Here is a 20,915-nt window from a genome sequence, read left to right as displayed (position 1 = left end):
CTCACCCCTTGGCCCATTGGAGGACGTGCATGCCCAGCTTGCGTACCCTGTCGCTCACCGGTCTCGCCACGGTTGCCATCACGGCGGCCGCAGCCCTCTCCACCCCCGCCGCCGCCCAGACCAAGACGGTCTATATCGGCATGAACGGCGGCACGATGGAGAAGACCTACACCGAGCATGTCTTCCCCGCCTTCGAGAAGGCGACCGGCATCAAGGTGGTGGTCGTCCCCGGCACCTCGTCGGACATCCTGGCCAAGCTGCAGGCGCAGAAGGACAATCCGCAGATGCACGTCGTCTTCCTCGACGACGGGCTGATGTACCGCGCCATCGGCATGGGCCTGTGCCAGAAGATGGAACCGTCGCCGGCGCTGGATCAGGTCTATCCGTCCTCGCGCATGAAGGGCGACATGGCGGTCGGCGTCAACATGGGCATGACTGGCCTCGCCTATAACAAGGCGATGTTCGAGGAGAAGGGCTGGGCGCCGCCGACCAGCTGGATGGATCTGGCCGACGCCAAGTACAAGGGCAAGATCGTCGTCCAGTCGGCCGCCAGCAGCTCCTTCGGCCTGCATGCCTTCCTGATGTACAACCGCATCAAGGGCGGCAGCGAGACCAACGTCGATCCGGGCTTCACCACCTGGCGCAAGACCATCGGCCCGAACGTGCTGGAATACATCCCCAGCTCCGCCAAGATCGCGGAGATGGTGCAGACCGGCGAGGCGGCCATCTTCCCGCTGACCCCGACCGGCGTCGGCACGCTGAAGGCCAAGGGCATTCCGGTGGAGTATGTCCAGCCCAAGGAAGGCTCGGTCATCCTGATGGTCGGCGAATGCGTCGTCGCCAAGAACCCGGACAACGAGGCCGCCCAGAAGCTCGCCGCCTATCTGCTGAGCCCGGAGGCGCAGCTTGCCGCCCTGCAGTACGGCGCGCAGATCCCGTCCAACACCACGGTCAAGGCACCGGCCGACGTCGCCGACGAGATGGCCAAGTTCCAGGGCTACATGAAGACCGCCGTGACGGTGGACTGGGACGTCATCAACGAGAAGCGCCCGGACTGGAACCAGCGCTGGAACAAGGAAATCGAACGGTAAAATAGGGGCGATTATCGGGAGGAGGGGCAGGGAGAGAGCAAGAGCCGCCTAGCTCCAGCCCTTCCCCAGCCGCTTCTCCATCGCGTAGTTGTGGATCGGCACGCCGTCGATCCGGAGATCGCGCCGCGCCAGCAGGGTGAAGCCGCGGCGCAGCAGGAAGGGGCGGGCCGCCTCGCTCGCTTCCACATGCAGGCGGCGATAGCCCAGTGCCGCGGCGCGTTCCTCCAGCAGGTCGACCAGCGCCGACATGGTGCCGCGGCCGGCCGCCTCCGGCGCGCAGTAGAGGAAGTTGATGTGGCCGTCCGGCTCCACGTCGCTGAAGGCGACCGGCCGGTCGTCCTCGTCCACCGCGACCAGGGCGACGCGCCCGTCGCCATAGGCCTCCCGCACCCGCTCCACCGTCGGCGCCCGTGCCGCCCAGGCCTCAACCTGTTCAGGCGTGTAGAAGCGCGGACCGATGCCGCGGACGGAACGGGCGTAGATCTGTGCCAGCGCCGGGGCGTCTGATGGTCGGTAATCGCGGATCCTCATCGGCTCCTGTCCTTTGCGCCCCGGTCGGAGGGCTATTTCGCTGGCGCCAGCCGCAGGACCGCACCGTCCGAAGCGTCGGTGATCACATAGAGGGCGCCGTCCGGCCCCTGTGCCACATCGCGGATGCGCGCGTCGAGCGGAATGCGCTCCGCCTCCTTCGCGCTGGCGCCGTCGATGGCGACCCGGACCAGCGCCCTGGCGCTGAGTCCGCCGATCAGGGCGCTGCCCTGCCAGTTCGGGAACAGGCCGCCCTGGTAGAAGGCCATCCCGGACGGCGAGATCACCGGCGTCCAGTGCATCACCGCATCGGTGAACTCCTTGCGGGTCGGCGGGTCGGGGATGTCGCGGCCGTCGTAATGATTGCCCCAGCTGACCAGCGGCCAGCCATAGTTCTTGCCGGCCTCCGGCCGGTTCAGCTCGTCGCCGCCCGCCGGTCCCATTTCCGCGATCCACAGCGAGCCTGTGCGCGGGTCGATGGCCGCCGCTGCGATGTTGCGGTGGCCGTAGGACCAGACCGCGGCCGCCACCTTGCCTTCCCCGGCGAAGGGGTTGTCCCTGGGCGGCGAGCCGTCGCGGTTCAGCCGCACCACCTTGCCCAGCGTGGCGTTGCGGTCCTGCGCCGGACTCATTTTGTTACGTTCGCCCAGCGTCAGGAAGATGTGGCCGTCGCCCGAGAAGACGATGCGGGTGCCGTAATGGTGGCCGCCATCCACCTTGGGCGACTGGCGGAAGATCACCTGGAAATTCTCGATGCCGCGGTCGGTCAGGGTGCCGCGCCCCAGCGCCGTCCCGGACAGGCCGTCGTCGCCGGCCTCGGCATAGGCGAGATAGATCGTCCGGTTCTGCGCGAATTGCGGATCGACCGCCACGTCCATCATCCCGCCCTGACCCTGGACCCGCACCTTCGGCGTGCCGTCGAGCGGGGCGGAGAGGGAGCCGTCGCGTGCCACGATGCGCAGCCGCCCAGGCTTTTCCGTCACCAGTGCCCGGCCGTCCGGCAGGAAGTCGATGCCCCAGGGCCGTTCCAGCCCGTCGGCGAACCGGCTGACCGCCACCGGGCCGGCGCTGGTCTGGACGGTCTTGACCACCGGCCCGGTGCCCGATTGGGCCAGCGCCGGGGAGGCCGCAACGGGAGCGGCCAGGGCGCCGAGAAGGGTGGCCGACAGGGTCAGGGTGCTGCGCATCACGATCCTCCGGTGAGCGGTGTGACCTTCCAGATGGGGATGGGGGTGCAACGGCCAAGGTTGGTTCGCCAAAAGAATCCCAGCCATGCTCCGCTGATCGCGCCCAAACAATGTCACCAGTCTTTCGTGCCCTCGCGTCTGCGGACACCGACCTTCTGCTTATGGGTTCCATCCTGTTGATGGAGGTTGTCGTTGTGACTCGAATGCGCGGTCCGGAGAACTTCCTGCGCCCGATATCTCGTCCAGCCCGCCGCGCTAGACCTCTGCCGGAACCAGGGACGCCGGCCGGTCGCTGAAAAAATGGGGCCGCGCCGCTGTGGCGCGACCCCGTCCAGGGAATATCCAGTCCGAAGCCGTTCGGCTGGGAGGCCTGGGCAAAGCCCGGATCAGAAGTCCATGTCGGCGCCGGGGGCCGGCACAGCGGGCTTCTTCTCCGGCAGTTGGGCGACCATCGCCTCGGTGGTGATCAGCAGGCCTGCGACGGAGGCCGCGTCCTGCAAGGCCGTGCGCACCACCTTGGCCGGGTCGATGATGCCGGCCTTGACCAGATCGCACCATTCGCCCTTGGCCGCGTCGTAGCCGACGCTGTAGTCCTTGCTGTCGTTCAGCTTGCCGACGATGATCGAGCCGTCGACGCCGGCATTCGCGGCGATCTGGCGGACCGGGGCGGTCAGCGCCCGGCGCACGATCTCCACGCCGACGCGCTGGTCGTCATTGGCCGGCTTGACGTTCTCCAGCACCGCGACCGCACGGGCCAGCGCCACGCCGCCGCCGGGCAGGATGCCTTCCTCCACCGCCGCGCGGGTGGCGTGCATGGCATCGTCGACGCGGTCCTTGCGCTCCTNCAAGCCGATGGCGACCACCGCGGCGGAGGCCGACGAACTGATCGCGCTGGCCGAGCGGCAGGGGCGGCTGCTGACCGTCTTCCAGAACCGCCGCTGGGACAACGACTTCCTGACGCTGCGCGCCTGCCTGGAGAAGGGCGAGGTCGGCCGTCCCTATCACTATGAGGCGCACTTCGACCGCTTCCGGCCGCAGATCAAGCAGGGCTGGCGGGAGCAGACGCTGGCCGGATCGGGCGTGCTGTTCGATCTGGGCGCGCATCTGATCGATCAGGCGCTGACCCTGTTCGGCATGCCCGACCGCATCCTCGCCGATGTCGGAACCCAGCGGCCCGACGCACAGGTCGACGACTGGTTCCACATCGTGCTGCGTGACCTTCACGGCGTCGGCCAGGATGTCCACGCCGCGCAGCATCTTGTCGCGGGCGGTGGAGCCGAACTTCACGTCCTTCGCAGCCATGGTCCTGTTCCTCCCCTATCAAGCAGCCTTCTTGGCGGGTTCGGCGGCAGCCTCGATCACGCCGAGGATGTCGCTCTCCTTCATGATCAGGAGATCCTCGCCGTCGATCTTCACTTCGGTGCCGGACCATTTGCCGAACAGCACGCGGTCGCCAGGCTTCACGTCGAGGGCGATCAGCTTGCCGGCCTCGTCCCGCGCGCCCGGACCGATGGCGATCACCTCGCCCTCCTGCGGCTTTTCCTTGGCGGTGTCGGGGATGATGATGCCGCCCTTCGTCTTGGTGTCGGATTCGACGCGGCGGACCAGAACGCGGTCGTGAAGCGGTTTGAACTTCATGGTGTGACACTCCTTTATCTTAAGCGAATGTCGGTCTTTCTCAAGCGCGCCCGAATGGGCCGTGCTTTCGGTTCGGGAATTTACTCAGGGCTGTCTTGCAGTCAAGAAGATTTTTGAAGAATAAAAATCGAACTTATATAGGAAAATGGGCAGCGGATAGTGCCCGTGGCCGCTGTCGCAGACACAGGAAAAGATATGTTCTTGGGATTTGTTGTTGTCTGGCGCGCCGGAGTTCAGCCGTTATCTCGGGCGCTCGCACTCTCCGGTCCGGCCGATTGGGGAATGCAAGGGTCTGGTCGCTGGCATCGCACACATCCTCCGCAGAGCAACATGCAGGACACGGTCTTCGAATACACCGGGGTCCCATAGCGTGAGGCACCCCGTCGCGGGCAAAATCTAATCGAGCTTCAGCGGGCGTCAAGATGGACGGCGGCGCATCGAAACCCACTCTTCCGCTCCATGTTTAATCTGCATCAAAGCGTCCTCCTCCCGGCTGCGCTACACTGGCGGGCGTGAAGCACAGCGCCGGCCGCGGGCCGTTTGCGAAGGTCACGCCAAACAGCTCCGGAACCGGCGGCCACCAGAAAGGGAGGACGCCATGGTCATGATGAAAGCGGCGGTGTTCGTCGAACCGGGCCGCATCGTGCTGGACGACAAGCCGGTCCCCGACGTTGGACCGCTCGACGCGCTGATCCGCATCACCACGACGACGATCTGCGGAACCGACATCCACATCCTCAAGGGCGAATACCCGGTCGCACGCGGCCTGACCATCGGGCATGAACCGGTCGGCATCATCGAGAAGCTGGGCTCGGCCGTCAGCGGCTATCGAGAGGGCCAGCGGGTCATCGCCGGTGCCATCACCCCCAGCGGCCACGGCAACGCCTGCCTGTGCGGCTGCCATTCCCAGGACGGCGCCGGCACCAGGCATGGCTGGAAGCCACTGGGCGGCTGGCGCTTCGGCAACAGCATCGATGGCTCCCAGGCCGAATATCTCCTGGTGCCCGACGCGATGGTCAACCTCGCTCCCGTCCCCGACGATCTGACGGACGAGGAGGTGCTGATGTGCCCCGACATCATGTCCACCGGTTTCGCCGGAGCGGAGCGAGGCAACATCCGCATCGGCGACACGGTGGCGGTGTTCGCCCAAGGGCCCATCGGGCTGTGCGCCACCGCCGGGGCCAAGCTGAAGGGCGCCACCACCATCATCGGCGTCGACGCCGTGCCGGCGCGGATGGAGATGGCGCGGCGCATGGGCGCCGATCATGTGGTCGATTTCCGCAGCGTCGATCCGGTGGAGGAGATCATGCGGCTGACCGACGGCCGCGGCGTCGATGTCGCCATCGAGGCGCTGGGAACCCAGGCGACCTTCGAGGCGGCGCTGCGTGTCCTGCGGCCGGGCGGCACGCTGTCCAGCCTCGGCGTCTATTCGGGCGACCTGCGCATTCCGCTGGGACCCTTCGCGGCGGGGCTGGGCGACCACACCATCGTCACCTCGCTCTGCCCCGGCGGCAAGGAGCGGATGCGCCGGCTGATGGCGGTCGTCGCCTCCCGCCGGGTGGACCTGAAGCCGCTGGTCACCCACCGCTTCACGCTGGACCGGATCGAGGAGGCATACGATCTGTTCGGCCACCAGCGCGACGGCGTGCTGAAGGTGGCGATCACGCCGTAGGCCGGGACGGCAGGGGGCCGGGCGCCGTCGCCCGGCCCTGGCCGATAGCCCCTTGGCCGCTCCCCGCCGGACGCCCATCTGCTGTGTCGGTTGCCAGCCTCGAGGAAGGGAAGAGACGATGAGGAGCCTGTCGGTCGGCCTGCTGGGATTCGGCCTTGCCGGGTCGGTGTTCCACGCGCCGCTGATCCTGAGCGAGCCGCGCCTGCAATTGAAGGCGGTCGCCAGTTCGCGCACCGACGACATCCGCCGCAGCGCACCGGGGGCGGAGGCGACGACGGTCGAGGCGGTGATCGCCGACCCCGGCATCGACCTCGTGGTGATCGCCACCCCCAACACCAGCCACGCCCCCCTGGCGCGCGAGGCGCTGCTGGCCGGCAAGCATGTGGTGATCGACAAGCCGATGGCGACCACCGCGGCGGAGGCCGACGAACTGATCGCGCTGGCCGAGCGGCAGGGGCGGCTGCTGACCGTCTTCCAGAACCGCCGCTGGGACAACGACTTCCTGACGCTGCGCGCCTGCCTGGAGAAGGGCGAGGTCGGCCGTCCCTATCACTATGAGGCGCACTTCGACCGCTTCCGGCCGCAGATCAAGCAGGGCTGGCGGGAGCAGACGCTGGCCGGATCGGGCGTGCTGTTCGATCTGGGCGCGCATCTGATCGATCAGGCGCTGACCCTGTTCGGCATGCCCGACCGCATCCTCGCCGATGTCGGAACCCAGCGGCCCGACGCACAGGTCGACGACTGGTTCCACATCGTGCTGGGCTATGGCCCGATGCGGGCGATCCTCCATTGCGGGACGGTGGTCTGCCGGCCGGGTCCGCGCTTCCAGCTGCATGGCGACCGCGGCAGTTTCCTGAAGCATGGCATGGACGGGCAGGAGGCGGCGCTGCGTGCCGGCGGCATGCCGACCGAGGCGGACTGGGGCCTGGACGATCCGGAGAATCACGCCCTGCTGGTCCAGGCCGACGGTTTGGAGCGCCGGGTGGAGACCCTGCGCGGCGACTATCCCGCCTTCTACCGCGGCGTGGCGGCGGCGATCCTCGACGGCGCGCCGCCGCCGGTGACGGCGGGGCAGGCGCGCGATGTGCTGACGGTTCTGGAGGCGGTGCGCAAGGCCGCGGGGCTGCCGGACTGAGACGTTTATTCCCGCCAGGGCACCACGCCGGGCGGCAGGCGGCGGCCCAGCGCCCCGGCGGCGAGCATGGCCGCCAGCACCACCAGAATGGCGATGACGCCCAGGGCGGCGCCCAAGGTCGGGCTACCGCCTTCCTCCAGCGCATAGACGACGACGCCCAGCGTTTCCCGCCCCTGCGACCACAGCAGAATGGAAACGGTCAGCTCGTTGAAGGCGGTCAGGAAGACCAGCAGCCCGCCGGCCGCTGCCGCCGGCGCGACCAGCGGCGCCACCACCGTCAGCAGGCGGCGCAGCGGCCCGGCCCCGAGCGCGCGGGCGGCCTCCTCCACCGTCGGGTCGAGCGCGGCGCAGGCGGCCTGGACCGGACGCAGGGCCAGCGGCAGGAAGCGGACCAGATAGGCCGCCAGGATGATCCACAGCGTGCCGTACAGGCTGAAGCCCAGCCCCGGCAACGGCTTCAGGAACAGCAGGATGCAGCCGATGCCCAGCACCACCCCCGGCACGGCATGCGGCAGTTCCACCAGCACCCCGACCGCGCGGGCAATCCGCCCGGCACCGCCGCTCCGTGCCATGGTGTGGGCCAGCGGAATCGCCATCAGGGCGAGCAGCAGGGCGGCCGATCCCGACAGCAGCACCGAATTGGCGAAGGCGCGCCCGACCTGATCGAGCGCCAGCACCTCGCGGTAATGGGCCAGCGTCAGCGTGTCGAAACCGATGGGCAGGCCATAGACCCGGACGAGGCTGGTCGCCAGCAACGCCGCCAGCGGCGCCGCGACCAGCAGCAGAAGAACGCTCCAGGCCATCGTCTCGACCGGTGCGCGGGCTGCACCGAGCGGCAGCGGCGCCAGCGGACGGGCGCCGCCGGGCAGGCGGGTGGCGATGCGCGATTGCAGGATGGTCTGGGCGGCGATGCCAAGGCAGGCGATGAGGCCGATCAGCGCGGCCAGCACCGCCACCTCGGGCAGGGCTGAAGGACCGAAGCCGGCGAGCCGCCGGTAGATCAGGGTCGGCAGCATCGGGATGCCGGCCGGCACGCCCAGCAACGCCGGAACCCCGAAATTCCCCAGCGCCGCGACGAAGGCCATGGCGAGCCCGGCGATCAGCCCCGGCAGGCAGAGCGGCAGCACCACGCTGCGCACCGCGCGCCAGGGACCGGCGCCGGAGGCCCGCGCCGCCTCCAGCACGTCGCCGGGGATGGCACGGAGCGCCGCGCGCAGGGCGAGGAAGACCAGCGGGGCATGTTCGATTCCCATCACCAGCACCATGCCCATCGCCGACTGCACCGGGTTCGGCGTGCCGACCGGCGGGGCGAGGCCCAGCGGTTTCAGCAGCGGGCTGCCGGAGCCGGCGAGATGGGTCCAGGCCATCGCCACGATCTGCGGCGGGATCATCAGCGGCAGGATCAGGGCGAAGGTCATCGCCGTGCGGGCGCGCAGGTCGGTCAGCCCGATCAGCAGGGCGAAGGGGCCGCCGATCAACGCCGCCGCCAGAGTGGCTCCCGCGGCGATGGCGATGCTGTTGCCGGTGGCGCGCCAAGTGGCCGGGGAGTCGAGCACGCGCGCGAGCACCGCCGGATCGCCGGCCTCCCACAGCAGGCGCAGAACCGGCAGCAGCACGAGGAGCCCGACCAGCAGTGGCCAGCCGGGGAGGGAGGGGCCGGCGCGCAGGATGCCCTCTCCCGCCCCGGGAGAGGGAGGTTTCTGCATGGCGTCGCTTACTTCCCTTACCCGTCCTGCTTGACGTCGCCGGCGAACAGGTAGCNCCCCTTCCCTCTCCCGGGGCGGGAGAGGGATATTCTGCGTCAACCCGCTCACCCGCCGAACAGGTCGGCGAAGGCGCGCTTGTTCGCCTCGTCCTCGGCCAGGGCCTTGGCCGGATCGTAGGGCAGCAGGGTGATGGTCGCCGGATCGGGGAAGCCCGGCGGCGGGTTCACGCCCGGCAGCGCCGGCAGGAAGCCCTGGCGGGAGGCGAGATCCTGGCCGTCGCGGCTCAGCAGGAAGTCGATGAAGGCCTTGGCCGCCGTCGGGTTCTTCGCGGTGCTGAGGATCGCCACCGGCTCGCTGACCGCGCTGACGCCTTCCTTGGGGAAGACGAAGGCGACGGGCGCGCCCTTCAGCTGTTCGCGGATCGGCAGGTAGTCGACGACCATGCCATAGAGCTTCGCCCCGCCGGCCACGTCCTTCAGGATGCCGCCGTTGCCCTTGGCCGCGGTGACGGCGTTGCGCTGCAGCGCCTCGTAATAGGCCATGCCCAGCGACGGCTGCGCCTTGATCGACGCCATGTGGATGGCGGCGGCGCCGGAATAGAGCGGGCTCGGCATCACCGTGCTGCCTTTGGCCTCCGGCTTCAGCAGGTCCTGCCAGGAGGTCGGCTTCATCGGGGCGGCGGTGTTGTAGACGATGCCGGTGGTGATCAGCTTGGTGCCGAACCAGTAGCCCTGCGCATCGTGCGTGCCGGGGCGGTAGCCGGAAACGGGGGCGCCCGTATAGGGCTGCAGCCGCTTGTCCGCCTTCAGCGATTCCATCGTCACCGCGTCGGCGATCAGCAGCAGGTCGGGCTGCGGCGCACCGGCGGCGAATTCGGCGCGCAGCTTGTTCATCAGCTCGGTGGTGCCGTTGCGGACCCACTCCACCTCGACGCCGGGGTTCTTCGCCTTGAAGGCCTCCACCGTCTGGCGGGCGTCCGGCTCCAGCTGCGAGGTGTAGAGCACCAGCTTCCCGGTGGCGCCGTCCGCCTGCGCGGTGTGGCCGAGGGCAAGCGTCAGGACCGTGGCGAGGGTGGCGAGAAGCGCCTTCATCTCTGTCGTCTCCGTGGGATCGGCGGTGAGGAGCCCTGTCTTACGCGAAGCCCGTGACAGGCATGTGACGGCCGCTCGAATGGCCGAGCTAGTCGATCAGCTTTCCGTCCTTGAAGAAGGGATAGGGGCCGTCATACTCGCCGATCACGGCGGTGTGGCTGACCACGCCGGTGTCGGCGCGCCACATGTGGATCTGGTAGCCCGGCGGCTCCATCACGAAGGCGGACGGCGCATCGTCGCGCAGATCGAGCGCGACCTGATGCGCGGTGGAGGGCGCGGTCGAGGCGATGGTGCCGGCCCAGCGCACCTGGATCGGCCGGTGCAGATGGCCGCACAGCACCCGTTCCACTTGGGGGTGACGGCGTACCACCGCGGCCATGGCGTCGGCGCCGCTCAGGCCGAGCCGGTCCATATGGCCGATGCCGGTGTCGAAGGGCGGATGGTGCTGGAAGACGATGGTCGGCCGGTCGGGTTGCTCGGACAGGCGGGCATCCAGCCAGGACAGGCGCTCCGCACAGACCTCTCCCGCGCCGGAGCCGGGCAGAACGGTGTCCATGGCGATCAGGCGGACCGGCCAGTCCTCCACCGTGTAGTGGAAGAAGGGGCTGTCGCCGACGCGCGCCGCCAGATCGGGAAAGGCGCGGGCAAGGCCGGCGCGTTCGTCATGGTTGCCCGGCACGGCGAAGAGCGGGATGTCGAGCGGGCGCAGCAGGCCGAGCAGCCGCTCATACTCCTCCGCATGGCCGGCATCGACGAGGTCGCCGGTGGCGAGGATCACGTCGGGGCGCGGGGTGAGTGCCAGGATTGCGGCGACGGCGCGCTCCAGGAAAGGGGCGGTGTCCACGCGCCGGTAGGCGAGCCGGCCCTCGGGCTTGATGTGGGTGTCGGTGATCTGGACGATGATCATGGGTGGGCCTTTGGGGGCTTAAATGGTTGATTTGGGGGCATGCGCTGCAACGACCGAACTCACGGAACCGCCAGCACCCTCGCCGGATCGACGCGCAGCCAAACCCGGTCGCCGCGACCCAGCTCGCTCCGTCCGAGGGTGTCCACCGTCAGCGCCGGCCCGTCCGTGGGCTCCACCACCAGACGGGTGCGATCGCCCAGGAACACCGCGGCGGCGACGCTCCCGCCCAGATGCCCGTCGGCCTCCGATGCGAGCGCCAGATCCTCCGGCCGCACCAGCAACTCCACCGCACCGTCCGGCCCCGACCAAGGCAGCGACGCCGCTCCAATCGACAGCATCCCGCCCTGCACCGTGCCGCCCAGCCGGTTCATCGTGCCGATGAAGTCGGCGACGAAGCCGTCGGCCGGCTGGTAATAGATCTCGCGCGGGGTGCCGATCTGCGCCACGCGGCCCTTGGCCATCACCACGATGCGGTCGCCCAGCGCCATCGCCTCGCCCTGGTCGTGGGTGACGTAGACGGCGGTGATGCCGAGCCCGCGCAGCAGCCGGTCGATCTCCAGCCGCAGGCTGTCGCGCAGCTTGGCATCCAGCGCCGTCAGCGGTTCGTCCAGCAGCAGCACGCGCGGCCGCACCACCAGGGCGCGGGCCAGCGCCACCCGCTGCCGCTGTCCGCCGGACAGCTGGTCGATCCGCCGCCCGGCGAACTCGCCGAGATGCATCAGGTCGAGCATCTCCTCCACCCGGCGGGCGCGCTCGGGCCGGGGCAGCTTGCGCACCTTCAGGCCATAGGCGACGTTCTCCGCCACCGTCATGTTGGGGAACAGGGCGTAGCTCTGGAACACCATGCCGACATTGCGCCGCTCGATGGGAAGCGCGGTGACGTCCTCCTCGCCGAACAGCACGCGACCGCCGGGATCGGGGCTTTCCAGCCCGGCGATGATGCGCAGCGTCGTGGTCTTGCCGCAGCCGGAGGGGCCCAGGAAGACGATGGTCTCGCCGCCGCGGATGGTGAGGTCCAGCGGCTCCAGCGCGCGGGCGCTGCCGGCGAAGGTCTTGCCGCAGCGCTCCAGGCGGATCGGCACGGCGTCGAGATGGAAGCTGTCGGACATCAGGCTATCAGGCATCTGGAAGTGGCCTCAAACGGACGGACGGCCGCGCTTGGACAGACCCTGCAGCAGGATCAGGCTCGGCACGATCATCAGGAAGAAGACGAGGGTGTAGGCGCTGCCGATCTCGATCCGCAGCGAGGCATAGCTGTCGGCCAGCCCGACCGGCAGCGTCTTGGTCAGCGGCGTGTGCAGCAGCCAGGTCAGGTTGAATTCGCCCACCGACAGGGTCAGCACCATCAGCGACCCGGCCAGGATGCCGGAGCGGCAGTTGGGCAGCACCACCGTGGCGAAGCGGCGCAGGAAGCCGGCGCCCAGGCTGGCCGCTCCCTCCTCCAGCGTCGTCAGGTCGATGGAGCCCATCACCGCCAGCACGGCGCGGACCATGAAGGGCAGGGTGAACAGCACATGGCCGATCAGGATGAACAGCCAGCTGCTGCGCAAATCGCCCACGCCGCCATAGGTGACGATCAGCGCCAGCGCGGTGGCGAGGCCGGGGATGGCCACCGGCATCATCAGCAGTTCCTCCACCAGCCGGGCGACCCGGCCGGGGCGGCGCGCCAGCACATAGGCCGCCGGCACCCCCAGCACCAGCGTGCAGGCGAGGCAGGCGAAGGCGATCTGCAAGGACAGCAGGATGGTGCCGGAATAGACCTGCAACACTTCCTGGACCCAGCGCAGGGTCAGGCCGCTCTTCAAGCCCACGAAATAGTTGGCGGTCAGCCCGGCCAGCATCGACATCACCATCGGCACGGTCAGCAGGGCGCAGACCAGCAGGGTGAAGCCCAGTTGCAGCCAGAACCCCAAGCCCCGGCGATTCGAGAGACTATGCATTGCCGTCACCCCGCCGCCGCGACCGACGTGCCGGCGACGCTGCGCGCCACCGCGAGTGCCGCCCAGGTGATGAGGCCGAGCAGGACGCTGAGCGCCGCCGCTGCCGCGATGTTCGCCTGGAGCGTGAATTCAGTATAGATCGTCATCGGCAGCACGTTGATCCGGGTGGCGAGCGTGAAGGCGGTGCCGAACGCGCCCATCGAGGTCGCGAAGCACAGGGCACCGGCGGAGATCAGCGCCGGCTTCAGCGCCGGCAGGATGACGTCGGCCACCACGCGCCAGGGGGATGCCCCCAGCGACCGCGCCGCCTCCTCCAGCCGCGGGTCCAGCTTCTCCGCCGCCGCCATCACCGTCAGGATGACCCGCGGAATCGAGAAATAGACGTAGCCCAGGAACAGCCCGGCCATGGAATAGGCGAAGACCAGCTTGCCGCCGGTCAGCGCCTGGGTGATCGTGCCGATCAGCCCCTGCCGTCCGGCCAGCATGATGACCATGAAGCCGATCACCACGCCGGGAAAGGCCAGCGGAAAGGTCAGCAGCGCCACCAGCAGGGCGTGGCCGGGGAAGTGATGGCGCACCAGGAACAGTCCGGCGACGGTCGACACCGCCAGCGTCACCAGCGTCACCCCGGCCGACAGCGCCAGCGTGGACAGCAGGCTGTCGAGATGGCCGGGATCGACCAGCGTGGTCACATAGGCCGACCATCCCTCCGCCCCGCCGGCGCCGATCAGGATCAGGCGAACCAGCGGCAGCAGGAAGAAGGCCGCGAACACCGCCGCCGCCGGCGCCAGCAGGGCCGCCAGCCGCAGCGGTTCGCCCGTCCACCGCCCACCGGCCGGCGAACCTGTCGCCGGCCGGTGGGGGAGGGGAGCGTCCTGCACGCAGGCGCTCACTTCACCTCCGCCTGATAGCGGTCCATGAAGCCCTTCTGCGCTTCGGCCATGCGCACCATGTCCACCGGCTTGGCGCGGGCGTAGTCGGCGGCCGGCAGGAACTTGGCCGCGGTTTCCGGCGACATCGCCTCGGCCCGGACCGGGCGCATGAAGGCATTGGCCCACAGGGTCTGGCCCTTGTCCGACAGGACATAGTCCAGAACCTTCTTGCCGTTCTCCGGGTTCGGGCCGTTCTTGACCAGCGCCATCACATAGGGGACCGACACGGTGCCTTCCTTCGGGATGACGAAGGCGACCGGGGCCTTGTCGGTGTATTTGGCGCGGTAGGCGTTGAAGTCATAGTCGATCAGGATCGGAATCTCGCCTGAAAGCACGCGGGCGTAGGAGGTCTGCTTCGGCACGATGGGCTGGTTCTTCTGCAACTCCTTGAACCAGCCGACCGCCTTGTCGAAGCTGCCGTAATCGCCGCCCAGCGCCAGATTGACCGCCACCGCGCCGACATAGCCGACGGCGGCGCTGGTCGGGTCGAGATAGCCGACCATGCCGGAATAGTCGGGCTTCAGCAGGTCGGCCCAGCTCTGCGGCACCGGCTTGCCGCCCAGCGCCTCGGTGTTGACGAAGAATCCCAGCGTGCCGCTGTGGATGGCGAACCAGTTGCCGTCCGCGTCCTTCATCCCGTCGGGGATCCCGGCCCAGCCCGCCGGCTTGTAGGGGGCGACGACGCCCGCCGCCTTGGCCTGGATGCCGACCGGCCCGCCGAGATAGACGACGTCGGCCACCGGCTTGTCCTTTTCCGCCAGCATGGCGGCGAGCGACTGGCCGGAGTTCTTGTTGTCGAACGGCACGGTGATGCCGAGATCGGCCTTGATCGCCTTCAGCTGCGATGCCCAATCGGCCCATTCCGGCGGGCAGTTGTAGCAGATGGCGGTCGGTTCGGCCGCGGTGGCGGGAGCGACCGTGGCGGAGAGGGCGGCAACCAGCGAGACAGCGCCAAGGGCGGCGGCCAGTAGGAACGGACCGGGCAGGAATTGCTTCATCATGATCGGGGCTATCTCCGTTCGGGAAGCGTTTGGATCGGTTCGGAAGGCGCCGGGCCGAGCGATTCGCCCGGACGCAGGGTAAAGGGCAGCATCACGGCGCGGCCCTGCAGGTCGCCGGAAAAGCCGGTGCGCAGGCATTCGAAGGCGGTTGCGCCCATGGCGCGGGCCGGTTGGACCAGGGTGGCGAGGCTGGGCGACATCAGCCGGCCGACCTCGATCCCGTCGAAGCCGCAGACCGACACGTCGTCCGGCACCCGCAGGCCGAGGTCACGCAATGCCCGGATGGTGGCGAGGGCCAGCATGTCGTTGGAGGCGAACAGGGCGGTCGGCCGCTCCGGCCCTTCCAGATGGGGGGCCAGCCGGTGGGCCAGCCGCAAATCGTTGAAATCGACCTCAACCACCGGGCCGGGTGGCAGGCCGGCATCGGCCAGCGCCGCCTGCCAGCCTGCGTGGCGCCGACGCGAGCGGTCGGACTGGCGGAAGCGCCCGGCGATCATGCCGATGCGCCGGTGGCCCAGCACCGCCATCCGCTCCACCACCGCGCGGGAGGCTGCGACATTGTCGACCGACACATGGGCGCGGGATGGGCGTTCAGGCTGGTTGTAGGCCAGGACGTAGGGCAGCCGCACCTCGTCCAGCGTGTCGAGCGAGCCGCTGCGGTCGGCGTCGGCGACGGTCAGGACCAGCCCTTCCACCCGGTTGGACAGCAGCCCTTCGATGGCGCGGGATTCCTTGCCCGGATCGTAATCGGTGGAGGCGATCAGGACGCTGTAGCCTGCCTCCGCCGCGGCCTCCTGGATGCCGGCGACGCTTTCGGCGAAGACGGGGTTGGTCAGCGACGGCACCAGAACCCCAACGGTGCGGGTGCGCGCCGCCTTCAGGCTGCGCCCTATGGTGCTGGGGCGGAAGGACAGGTCGGAGGCGGCGACCCGGACCTTTTCCATGGTCTCCGGCGTGGCATTGCCGCTGCCGTTGAGGACGCGCGACACGGTGGCGATGGACACCCCGGCGCGTGCCGCCACATCGCGGATCGTCGCCACGCGCTCCACCCCGCGGGCTGTTCCCCGCGGCGTCTGTCCATCCGTGAACCGCATCCCGTCCCGCACCATCGAATACCCGTCCTTCCATCACCGGCCGATCCGGTGCGGGGCAGAGTGACGGCGGCGTGTTGCAATCGCGTGACGTCAGGAAAACGGTTTCATGAAGAATGGAAACGTTTCCATGGGCCGGAGTTGGGGCGTTGCGGTGTTGTCGAAAAAGTCTGAATTTAGTGTTTGCGTCACCGCAGAGCTTCGACTATGTTCCACCTCCACCAGCGATGGACCCGTAGCTCAGCTGGATAGAGCGCTGCCCTCCGAAGGCAGAGGTCATGAGTTCGAATCTCGTCGGGTCCGCCATGATTTGCGCTAGAGCGTTGATTTCAAAGTTGAATCCGCTCTAGCGCGTATCTCCCCCCACTTGGTTTTCTCGCATTTTTTCGCTTCTGCCGGTGGACGGTAGCGGACATTGTCCGGTCGTCAACTCGCGCTCCACGATTTGCTGGCCGACGTGATGTGGCAATCGGCGATGCGCCACGAATTGTCCAATCCCAGCCGACTCGGGCGCAACAGACTCGTGTGGGATGGTATTCCATCCATCGGTTATTGCCACACGAAGCCGAGGCAGGGGGGCGAGGGCGGAAATTCCGGACAAGTCGGCAGTGCCGACGACTTACCGCGCCCTGGCGATCGACCCGGTGAGGGCGTTGTTCATCCGTGCCGCGCCGGAGCCCCTCGCGGTTTGCCGATGTTCCGATACTGCGCGCCACCGAAACGGCGCCAGGTCAGCAACGCAAAGAGGCCTCCCGTCGCTAGAGCGGTCAGGTCGATACCCGCCACCCCCCACAGCCCGTGGGCCAGTGTCACACCGAGATGGGCTTGACTGGTAAGGGCGTTCAATAGCGGAAGAGCAGTCCACAGCAGCGCCGCCACGGCCAGTTGCTCACCCCAGGCTCGGTTGACGCCGTGCAGCGCCGGGTGCAGAGCCGCCAACAACCAAGCGGCGAAGAAGGCGAGAACCTCCAGCGTCTCACGGCCGGCCAGCCCGGCGGGCAGCAGGCGGTTGGCCCAGAAATAGACAGCTATCGCGATGGGCAGTCCGACCATGACCGCGAGATTGGCGCCATCAGCCAGACGCAGGCCGAAGGACGCCGCTCCCTCGCGCTTGCGCCGCTTGATGATCCAATAGACCTGTCCGGTGCCGATCATCGCGGTCCCCGCCAGCCCGCACAGGATCATCGCCAGCCGCAGCGGCGTGTCGGCGAAGCGCATCATGTGCAGGCCGTAGGCGCCGGCCCGCGTCGCCGCGGCACCGCCCGTTCCATTCCATACCTTCAGCACAGCGCCGGTCGTGCCGTTGAACAGGATGGCTTCCGGGGTGATCACCACCCGGTCGGAATCGGTGCGCTTGATGAGGATGGTGGCGGCGGCATCGCCGGGGTTGTCGACGACCACCCGTCCCGGCCGTCCGCCGTCCCAGCGCCGGATCGCCTCCGCCAGCAGCGGCTCGATGTCGGTGAGGGGCGCCTCCCGGTTTGAGGCGGGCGGCGGCACCGGTTCGGCATAGACCGCGGTGTTGAAGTCGGCCGGCCGGTCGCCGAACGCAGCCTGCAATCCCCAGGGCAGGTAGAGCAGCATCAGCGGCACCAGCCCAGTCACCGTGATCAGTGCGTGATAGGGCAGAACCAGGATGCCGAGCGCGTTGTGGACGTCCATCCACAGCCGCGTGCGCGACCGGCCGGGGCGGAAGGTGAAGAAATCCCAGAAGACCCGGCGGTGGATGACGAAGCCGGTGATCAGCGCCACCAGCAGCGCCACCCCGGCGATGCCGACCAGATAGCGCCCCGCCGGGCCGGGAATCCGCAGGTCGAAGTGGAAGTAGTAGAGGAAATCGCCGCCGAAGGTCGCCCGCGCCTGCACCGGCCGTCCGTCCGCCGGCTCCAGCGCCAGCCGTCGGAAGCCGGGCTGCACCCCCGGCCGGTTGTAGACATAGACCTGGGTCGCGGTCTCCCGCTGGTCGGGCAGCATGATCAGCCAGCGGCGCGCCTGCGGCGCTTCGCGCGACAGGGTGGCGATGGCGGTGGTTGCAGCATTGGGGCTGTCCGTGGCCTCGACCCGTTCGGGCTGCATCCAGCGGGTGATCTCGTGGCGGGCATAGGCGGTGGTTCCGGTCAGGAAGACACAGAACAGCAGCCAGCCGACCACCAGCCCGCCCCAATTGTGCAGCCATGTCATCGACAGGCGGAAGCTGCCGTTCACGACCCGATCCCCGTCATGCTTGTCAACAGTGAGACCGCCGCCCAGGCCGCGGCCGTCAGGCCGGCGGTCCAGGCCAGGGCGCGCAGGGCGCTGGCGGCGGCGAACACCATCACCACGGTCAGGACGCAGGGCAGCAACCCTGCCATGGTGGCGGTGAGCACCGCCTCCGACCGGTCCTGCACGGCCGGCAGCGCCAGGGCCAGCGCCGCCGCCGTCCCCGCCGCGAGGGCGTACCCGCCGACGACGGCGGTCACGGTCCGCAGCGCGATCTCGGCCTTCCGTTTCACCAGGAATACTTCAGCGAGCCGATGACGGTGCGGCGCAGGCCGTAATAGCAGTTGGTCGCCCGCGAGCAGGCCGAGACGAACTCCTTGTCGAACAGGTTGCTGGCGTTGACCGCCGCCTGCACGCCCTGCAGGTGCGGATGCAGATGGGACAGGTCGTAGCGCAGGGCGGCGTCCACCAGCGTGTGGGACGGCACCTTGAAGCTGTTGGCCGGATCGCCGTAGGTGAAGCCGACATAGCGAACGCCGATGCCGCCGCCCAGGCCGGCCAGCGGGCCGTCCTGCACCGTGTAGTCACCCCAGGCCGATGCCGAATGGGTTGGCACGGCGACCGGCCGCTTGCCGCGGTTGACGTCGTTGCTCTTGGTCACCTCGGCGTCGAGCCAGGTGTAGCTGGCGACCGCGTTCAGCCCCTCGGCCAGGCTGATGCGCGCCTCCGCCTCGATGCCGCGCGACCGGATCTCGCCGGTCTGGACGTTGAAGTTGGTGTGCTGGGGATCGGCGGTGGTGACGTTCTGCTGGGTGATGTGGAAGGCCGATACGGTGAGCAGGCTGTTCGAGCCGGGAGGCTGGTACTTCACCCCGGCCTCATACTGCTGGCCGGTGGTCGGTTCGAAGGGCCTGCCGAAGAAATCGCTGCCGGCGGTCGGCTCGAAGGACTCCGAGTAGCTGGCATAGGGGGCGAGACCGTTGTCGAACAGGTAGAGCGCGCCGACCCGGCCTGTGAAGGCATCGGACTGCTGGGCCGAGGTGCCCTGGTTCAGCCGGTTGCGCTGCCGGGTCTCGGCCCAATCCTGCCGCCCGCCCATCAGCAGAACCAGCCCGCCCCATTTGATCTGGTCCTGGGCGTAGACACCGGTCTGGGTGATGCGGGTGGCGATGCTCTGGTAGATCGGCGGATCGGCGATCGACAGGCCATAGACGGGGTTGAAGATGTCGAGGGTCGGTGCCGTGGCTAGCCCGCGCACCGTATCGCTCTTCAGACGCTGGTGGTCGACGCCGGCCAGCACGGTGTGGCGCAGCGGTCCGGTGTCGAAGGTCGCCTGGATCTGGTTGTCGATGGTCAGGTCGTCGGCGCGCTCGGTGAGCGAGAAGGCGCTGCGCCGCATGGTGCGCAGGTCGGCCTGGAGGCCGGCGGCATAGAGACCCTTGTAGCTGAGGTCGTTGTGCAGGTAGCGCGCATTCTGCCGCACCGTCCAATGCTCGTCGAACCGGTGTTCGAACCGGTAGCCGATGCTCATGGTCTTGCGGTCCCATTCGTTGAAATTGGGATCGCCCATGAAGAAGCTGGTCGGCAGCTTGCCGTTGGGGTTGTAAAGCAGGGTGCCCTGGGCCGGCAGGAAGTTCAGCGGCGAGCCGTCGAAATTGTCGCGCTGGTAGAGGCCGATGAGCGTCAGGCTGGTGTCGTCGGTCGGCTTCCAGGTCACCGACGGGGCGGCGGCCAGCCGGCGGCGCTCGGTGAAGTCGGTTTGCGTCTCGGTGTCCAGCCCGACGCCTGCGAAGCGGTAGGACAGCCGGCCGTCGCCGGTGACGTCGCCGCCGACATCCAGTGCCGCCTGCTTGCGGCCGTTGCTGCCGGTCTGCAGCAGGATTTCGTGCTTGGCGTCGGGGGAGGGCTGCTTGGTCACCATGTTGACCAGACCGCCGGGGCTGGCCTGTCCGAACAGAACGGAGGCCGGCCCCTTCAGCACCTCGACCCGTTCGAACAGGTAGGGATCGATGCCGGAGGTCAGATAGCCGCTGCCCTTCAGCCGCAGCCCGTCGAGATACTCGTTGAAGGACACGCCAGTGGTGCCGTCGCCGCCGAAGCCGCGCACCGAGATGCCGTCACCGCCGAAGGAGGAGGATTCGCCGTTGCGCCCCGTGGTGACGCCCGACGTGTAGTTCAGGGCGTCGGCAAGATTCTGCGCCGCCTGGGCATCCATCTGGTCGCGGGTGACGACGGCAACCGACTGCGGCGTTTCCAGGATTGGCGTGTCGGTCTTGGTCGCGGTGGCGCTCTGGCGGGCGACATAGCCCACCACCGGGCCGGTCGCCCGCTCGCGCGTGCCCTGCACCGTCACCGGATCGAGCACCACGCCGCCGGTCTGCGGCCGCGACAGCATGGCGCGGCCCGGACCGGTCATCTGGAAGGAGACGCCTGTGCCCGACAGCAGCCGGCGCAGCGCGTCGGCGGCGCTCATGGTGCCCGACACGCCGGGCGAGGTCACTCCGCGCGCCACTTCGGCCGGGAAGCCGACCTCCCAGCCGCTGGCCGCGCTGAAGGCGTTGAGTGCGGTCACCAACCCTTGAGGGGCGATGTCGAACCGCTGCCCCGCCATTTGCGCGCCCGAGGCTTGTCCATCGGCCTGGGCGACCTGCCCGCCGGACTTCGCCGACGCCGCCAGGGCACCGCCCCCCGCAGCAGTTCCCACGACAATCGTCGCCGAACACAGCAGCGCCGCCCGCAGCAGGGCCGCCCCCCGGCGCCCCCGTTCACTCGTTTCCATGCTCCCCCAACCCATCCT

General features: G+C 68.8%; 17 protein-coding genes, 1 tRNA gene and 2 pseudogenes. 5 read left to right on the top strand and 15 right to left on the bottom strand.

What is annotated here, in order from left to right:
- The first annotated feature begins 29 nt into the window (after positions 1-29).
- Entirely contained in the window at positions 30-1,091 is a 1,062-nt protein-coding gene (locus A6A40_RS21160) for an ABC transporter substrate-binding protein (protein ID WP_108547827.1), read from the top strand.
- A gap of 48 nt (positions 1,092-1,139) precedes the next feature.
- Here A6A40_RS21160 and A6A40_RS21155 read toward each other — a convergent pair whose 3' ends face one another.
- The 3 genes and pseudogenes from A6A40_RS21155 to A6A40_RS21145 all read right to left on the bottom strand — a co-directional run.
- Positions 1,140-1,622, bottom strand: a complete 483-nt coding sequence (locus A6A40_RS21155; protein WP_108547826.1) for a GNAT family N-acetyltransferase — start codon at positions 1,620-1,622, stop codon at positions 1,140-1,142.
- A gap of 32 nt (positions 1,623-1,654) precedes the next feature.
- Positions 1,655-2,806 (bottom strand): PQQ-dependent sugar dehydrogenase, encoded by a 1,152-nt coding sequence (locus A6A40_RS21150; protein ID WP_108547825.1) that lies wholly within the window; start codon positions 2,804-2,806, stop codon positions 1,655-1,657.
- Between the two features lie 386 nt (positions 2,807-3,192).
- A pseudogene (locus A6A40_RS21145) lies at positions 3,193-3,650 on the bottom strand (TCP-1/cpn60 chaperonin family protein); the annotation flags it as partial.
- Positions 3,651-3,658: 8 nt separating this feature from the next.
- Between A6A40_RS21145 and A6A40_RS21140 the strand changes: the two are divergent.
- Positions 3,659-4,015: pseudogene (locus tag A6A40_RS21140) on the top strand (Gfo/Idh/MocA family protein); the annotation flags it as partial.
- Between the two features lie 111 nt (positions 4,016-4,126).
- Here A6A40_RS21140 and groES read toward each other — a convergent pair.
- A complete protein-coding gene (groES, locus tag A6A40_RS21135) occupies positions 4,127-4,444 on the bottom strand; it encodes a co-chaperone GroES (protein ID WP_108547824.1) in 318 nt (105 codons plus the stop codon).
- Between the two features lie 598 nt (positions 4,445-5,042).
- Here groES and A6A40_RS21130 point away from each other — a divergent pair.
- On the top strand, positions 5,043-6,116 hold the full coding sequence (locus tag A6A40_RS21130) for an NAD(P)-dependent alcohol dehydrogenase (RefSeq protein ID WP_108547823.1): 1,074 nt from the start codon (positions 5,043-5,045) through the stop codon (positions 6,114-6,116).
- Between the two features lie 118 nt (positions 6,117-6,234).
- Positions 6,235-7,251, top strand: a complete 1,017-nt coding sequence (locus tag A6A40_RS21125; RefSeq protein ID WP_108547822.1) for an oxidoreductase — start codon at positions 6,235-6,237, stop codon at positions 7,249-7,251.
- Positions 7,252-7,256: 5 nt separating this feature from the next.
- Here the strand turns inward: A6A40_RS21125 and A6A40_RS21120 are convergent, their stop codons facing one another.
- The 8 genes from A6A40_RS21120 to A6A40_RS21085 all read right to left on the bottom strand — a co-directional run bounded on the left by A6A40_RS21120 (position 7,257) and on the right by A6A40_RS21085 (position 15,868).
- Positions 7,257-8,957: an ABC transporter permease gene (locus tag A6A40_RS21120; protein WP_236783926.1), complete on the bottom strand. Its 1,701-nt coding sequence runs from the start codon at positions 8,955-8,957 to the stop codon at positions 7,257-7,259.
- Positions 8,958-9,061: 104 nt separating this feature from the next.
- Complete coding sequence (locus tag A6A40_RS21115) at positions 9,062-10,048, bottom strand: ABC transporter substrate-binding protein (RefSeq protein WP_108547821.1); 987 nt, start codon at positions 10,046-10,048, stop codon at positions 9,062-9,064.
- Positions 10,049-10,136: 88 nt separating this feature from the next.
- A complete protein-coding gene (locus tag A6A40_RS21110) occupies positions 10,137-10,955 on the bottom strand; it encodes a phosphodiesterase (protein ID WP_108547820.1) in 819 nt (272 codons plus the stop codon).
- A gap of 59 nt (positions 10,956-11,014) precedes the next feature.
- Positions 11,015-12,064: an ABC transporter ATP-binding protein gene (locus A6A40_RS21105; RefSeq protein ID WP_108547819.1), complete on the bottom strand. Its 1,050-nt coding sequence runs from the start codon at positions 12,062-12,064 to the stop codon at positions 11,015-11,017.
- Positions 12,065-12,091: 27 nt separating this feature from the next.
- Positions 12,092-12,895 carry an ABC transporter permease gene (locus tag A6A40_RS21100; protein ID WP_108547818.1) on the bottom strand — a complete coding sequence of 268 codons (804 nt, stop codon included), beginning with the start codon at positions 12,893-12,895 and terminating at the stop codon, positions 12,092-12,094.
- Between the two features lie 5 nt (positions 12,896-12,900).
- Positions 12,901-13,776 (bottom strand): ABC transporter permease, encoded by an 876-nt coding sequence (locus A6A40_RS21095; RefSeq protein ID WP_014188126.1) that lies wholly within the window; start codon positions 13,774-13,776, stop codon positions 12,901-12,903.
- A gap of 8 nt (positions 13,777-13,784) precedes the next feature.
- Positions 13,785-14,828, bottom strand: a complete 1,044-nt coding sequence (locus tag A6A40_RS21090) for an ABC transporter substrate-binding protein (protein ID WP_108547817.1) — start codon at positions 14,826-14,828, stop codon at positions 13,785-13,787.
- Positions 14,829-14,836: 8 nt separating this feature from the next.
- The gene (locus tag A6A40_RS21085) at positions 14,837-15,868 is read right to left on the bottom strand and encodes a LacI family DNA-binding transcriptional regulator (protein WP_236783925.1); all 1,032 of its coding nucleotides are present in this window, start codon (positions 15,866-15,868) and stop codon (positions 14,837-14,839) included.
- Between the two features lie 280 nt (positions 15,869-16,148).
- On the opposite strand from A6A40_RS21085, the gene A6A40_RS21080 reads away from it, so the two are divergent.
- Positions 16,149-16,225, top strand: a tRNA-Arg gene (locus A6A40_RS21080).
- A gap of 351 nt (positions 16,226-16,576) precedes the next feature.
- Here A6A40_RS21080 and A6A40_RS21075 read toward each other — a convergent pair.
- From A6A40_RS21075 to A6A40_RS21065, 3 genes are read right to left on the bottom strand one after another with little or no spacing between them, the layout of a single operon-like run.
- A complete protein-coding gene (locus A6A40_RS21075; RefSeq protein ID WP_108547815.1) occupies positions 16,577-18,124 on the bottom strand; it encodes a PepSY-associated TM helix domain-containing protein in 1,548 nt (515 codons plus the stop codon).
- A complete protein-coding gene (locus A6A40_RS21070) occupies positions 18,121-18,411 on the bottom strand; it encodes a hypothetical protein (RefSeq protein ID WP_014188130.1) in 291 nt (96 codons plus the stop codon). Before A6A40_RS21070 ends, A6A40_RS21075 begins: the two co-directional genes overlap by 4 nt.
- A complete protein-coding gene (locus A6A40_RS21065) occupies positions 18,408-20,897 on the bottom strand; it encodes a TonB-dependent siderophore receptor (protein ID WP_108547814.1) in 2,490 nt (829 codons plus the stop codon). The genes A6A40_RS21070 and A6A40_RS21065 overlap by 4 nt, the downstream gene beginning before the upstream one ends.
- Between the last annotated feature and the right edge of the window lie 18 nt (positions 20,898-20,915).

Origin of the sequence: Azospirillum humicireducens, assembly GCF_001639105.2 — a bacterium.
Taxonomy (GTDB): domain Bacteria; phylum Pseudomonadota; class Alphaproteobacteria; order Azospirillales; family Azospirillaceae; genus Azospirillum; species Azospirillum humicireducens.
Note: the sequence above shows the minus strand (reverse complement) of the source record. Positions and strands in the feature narration are given on the sequence as shown.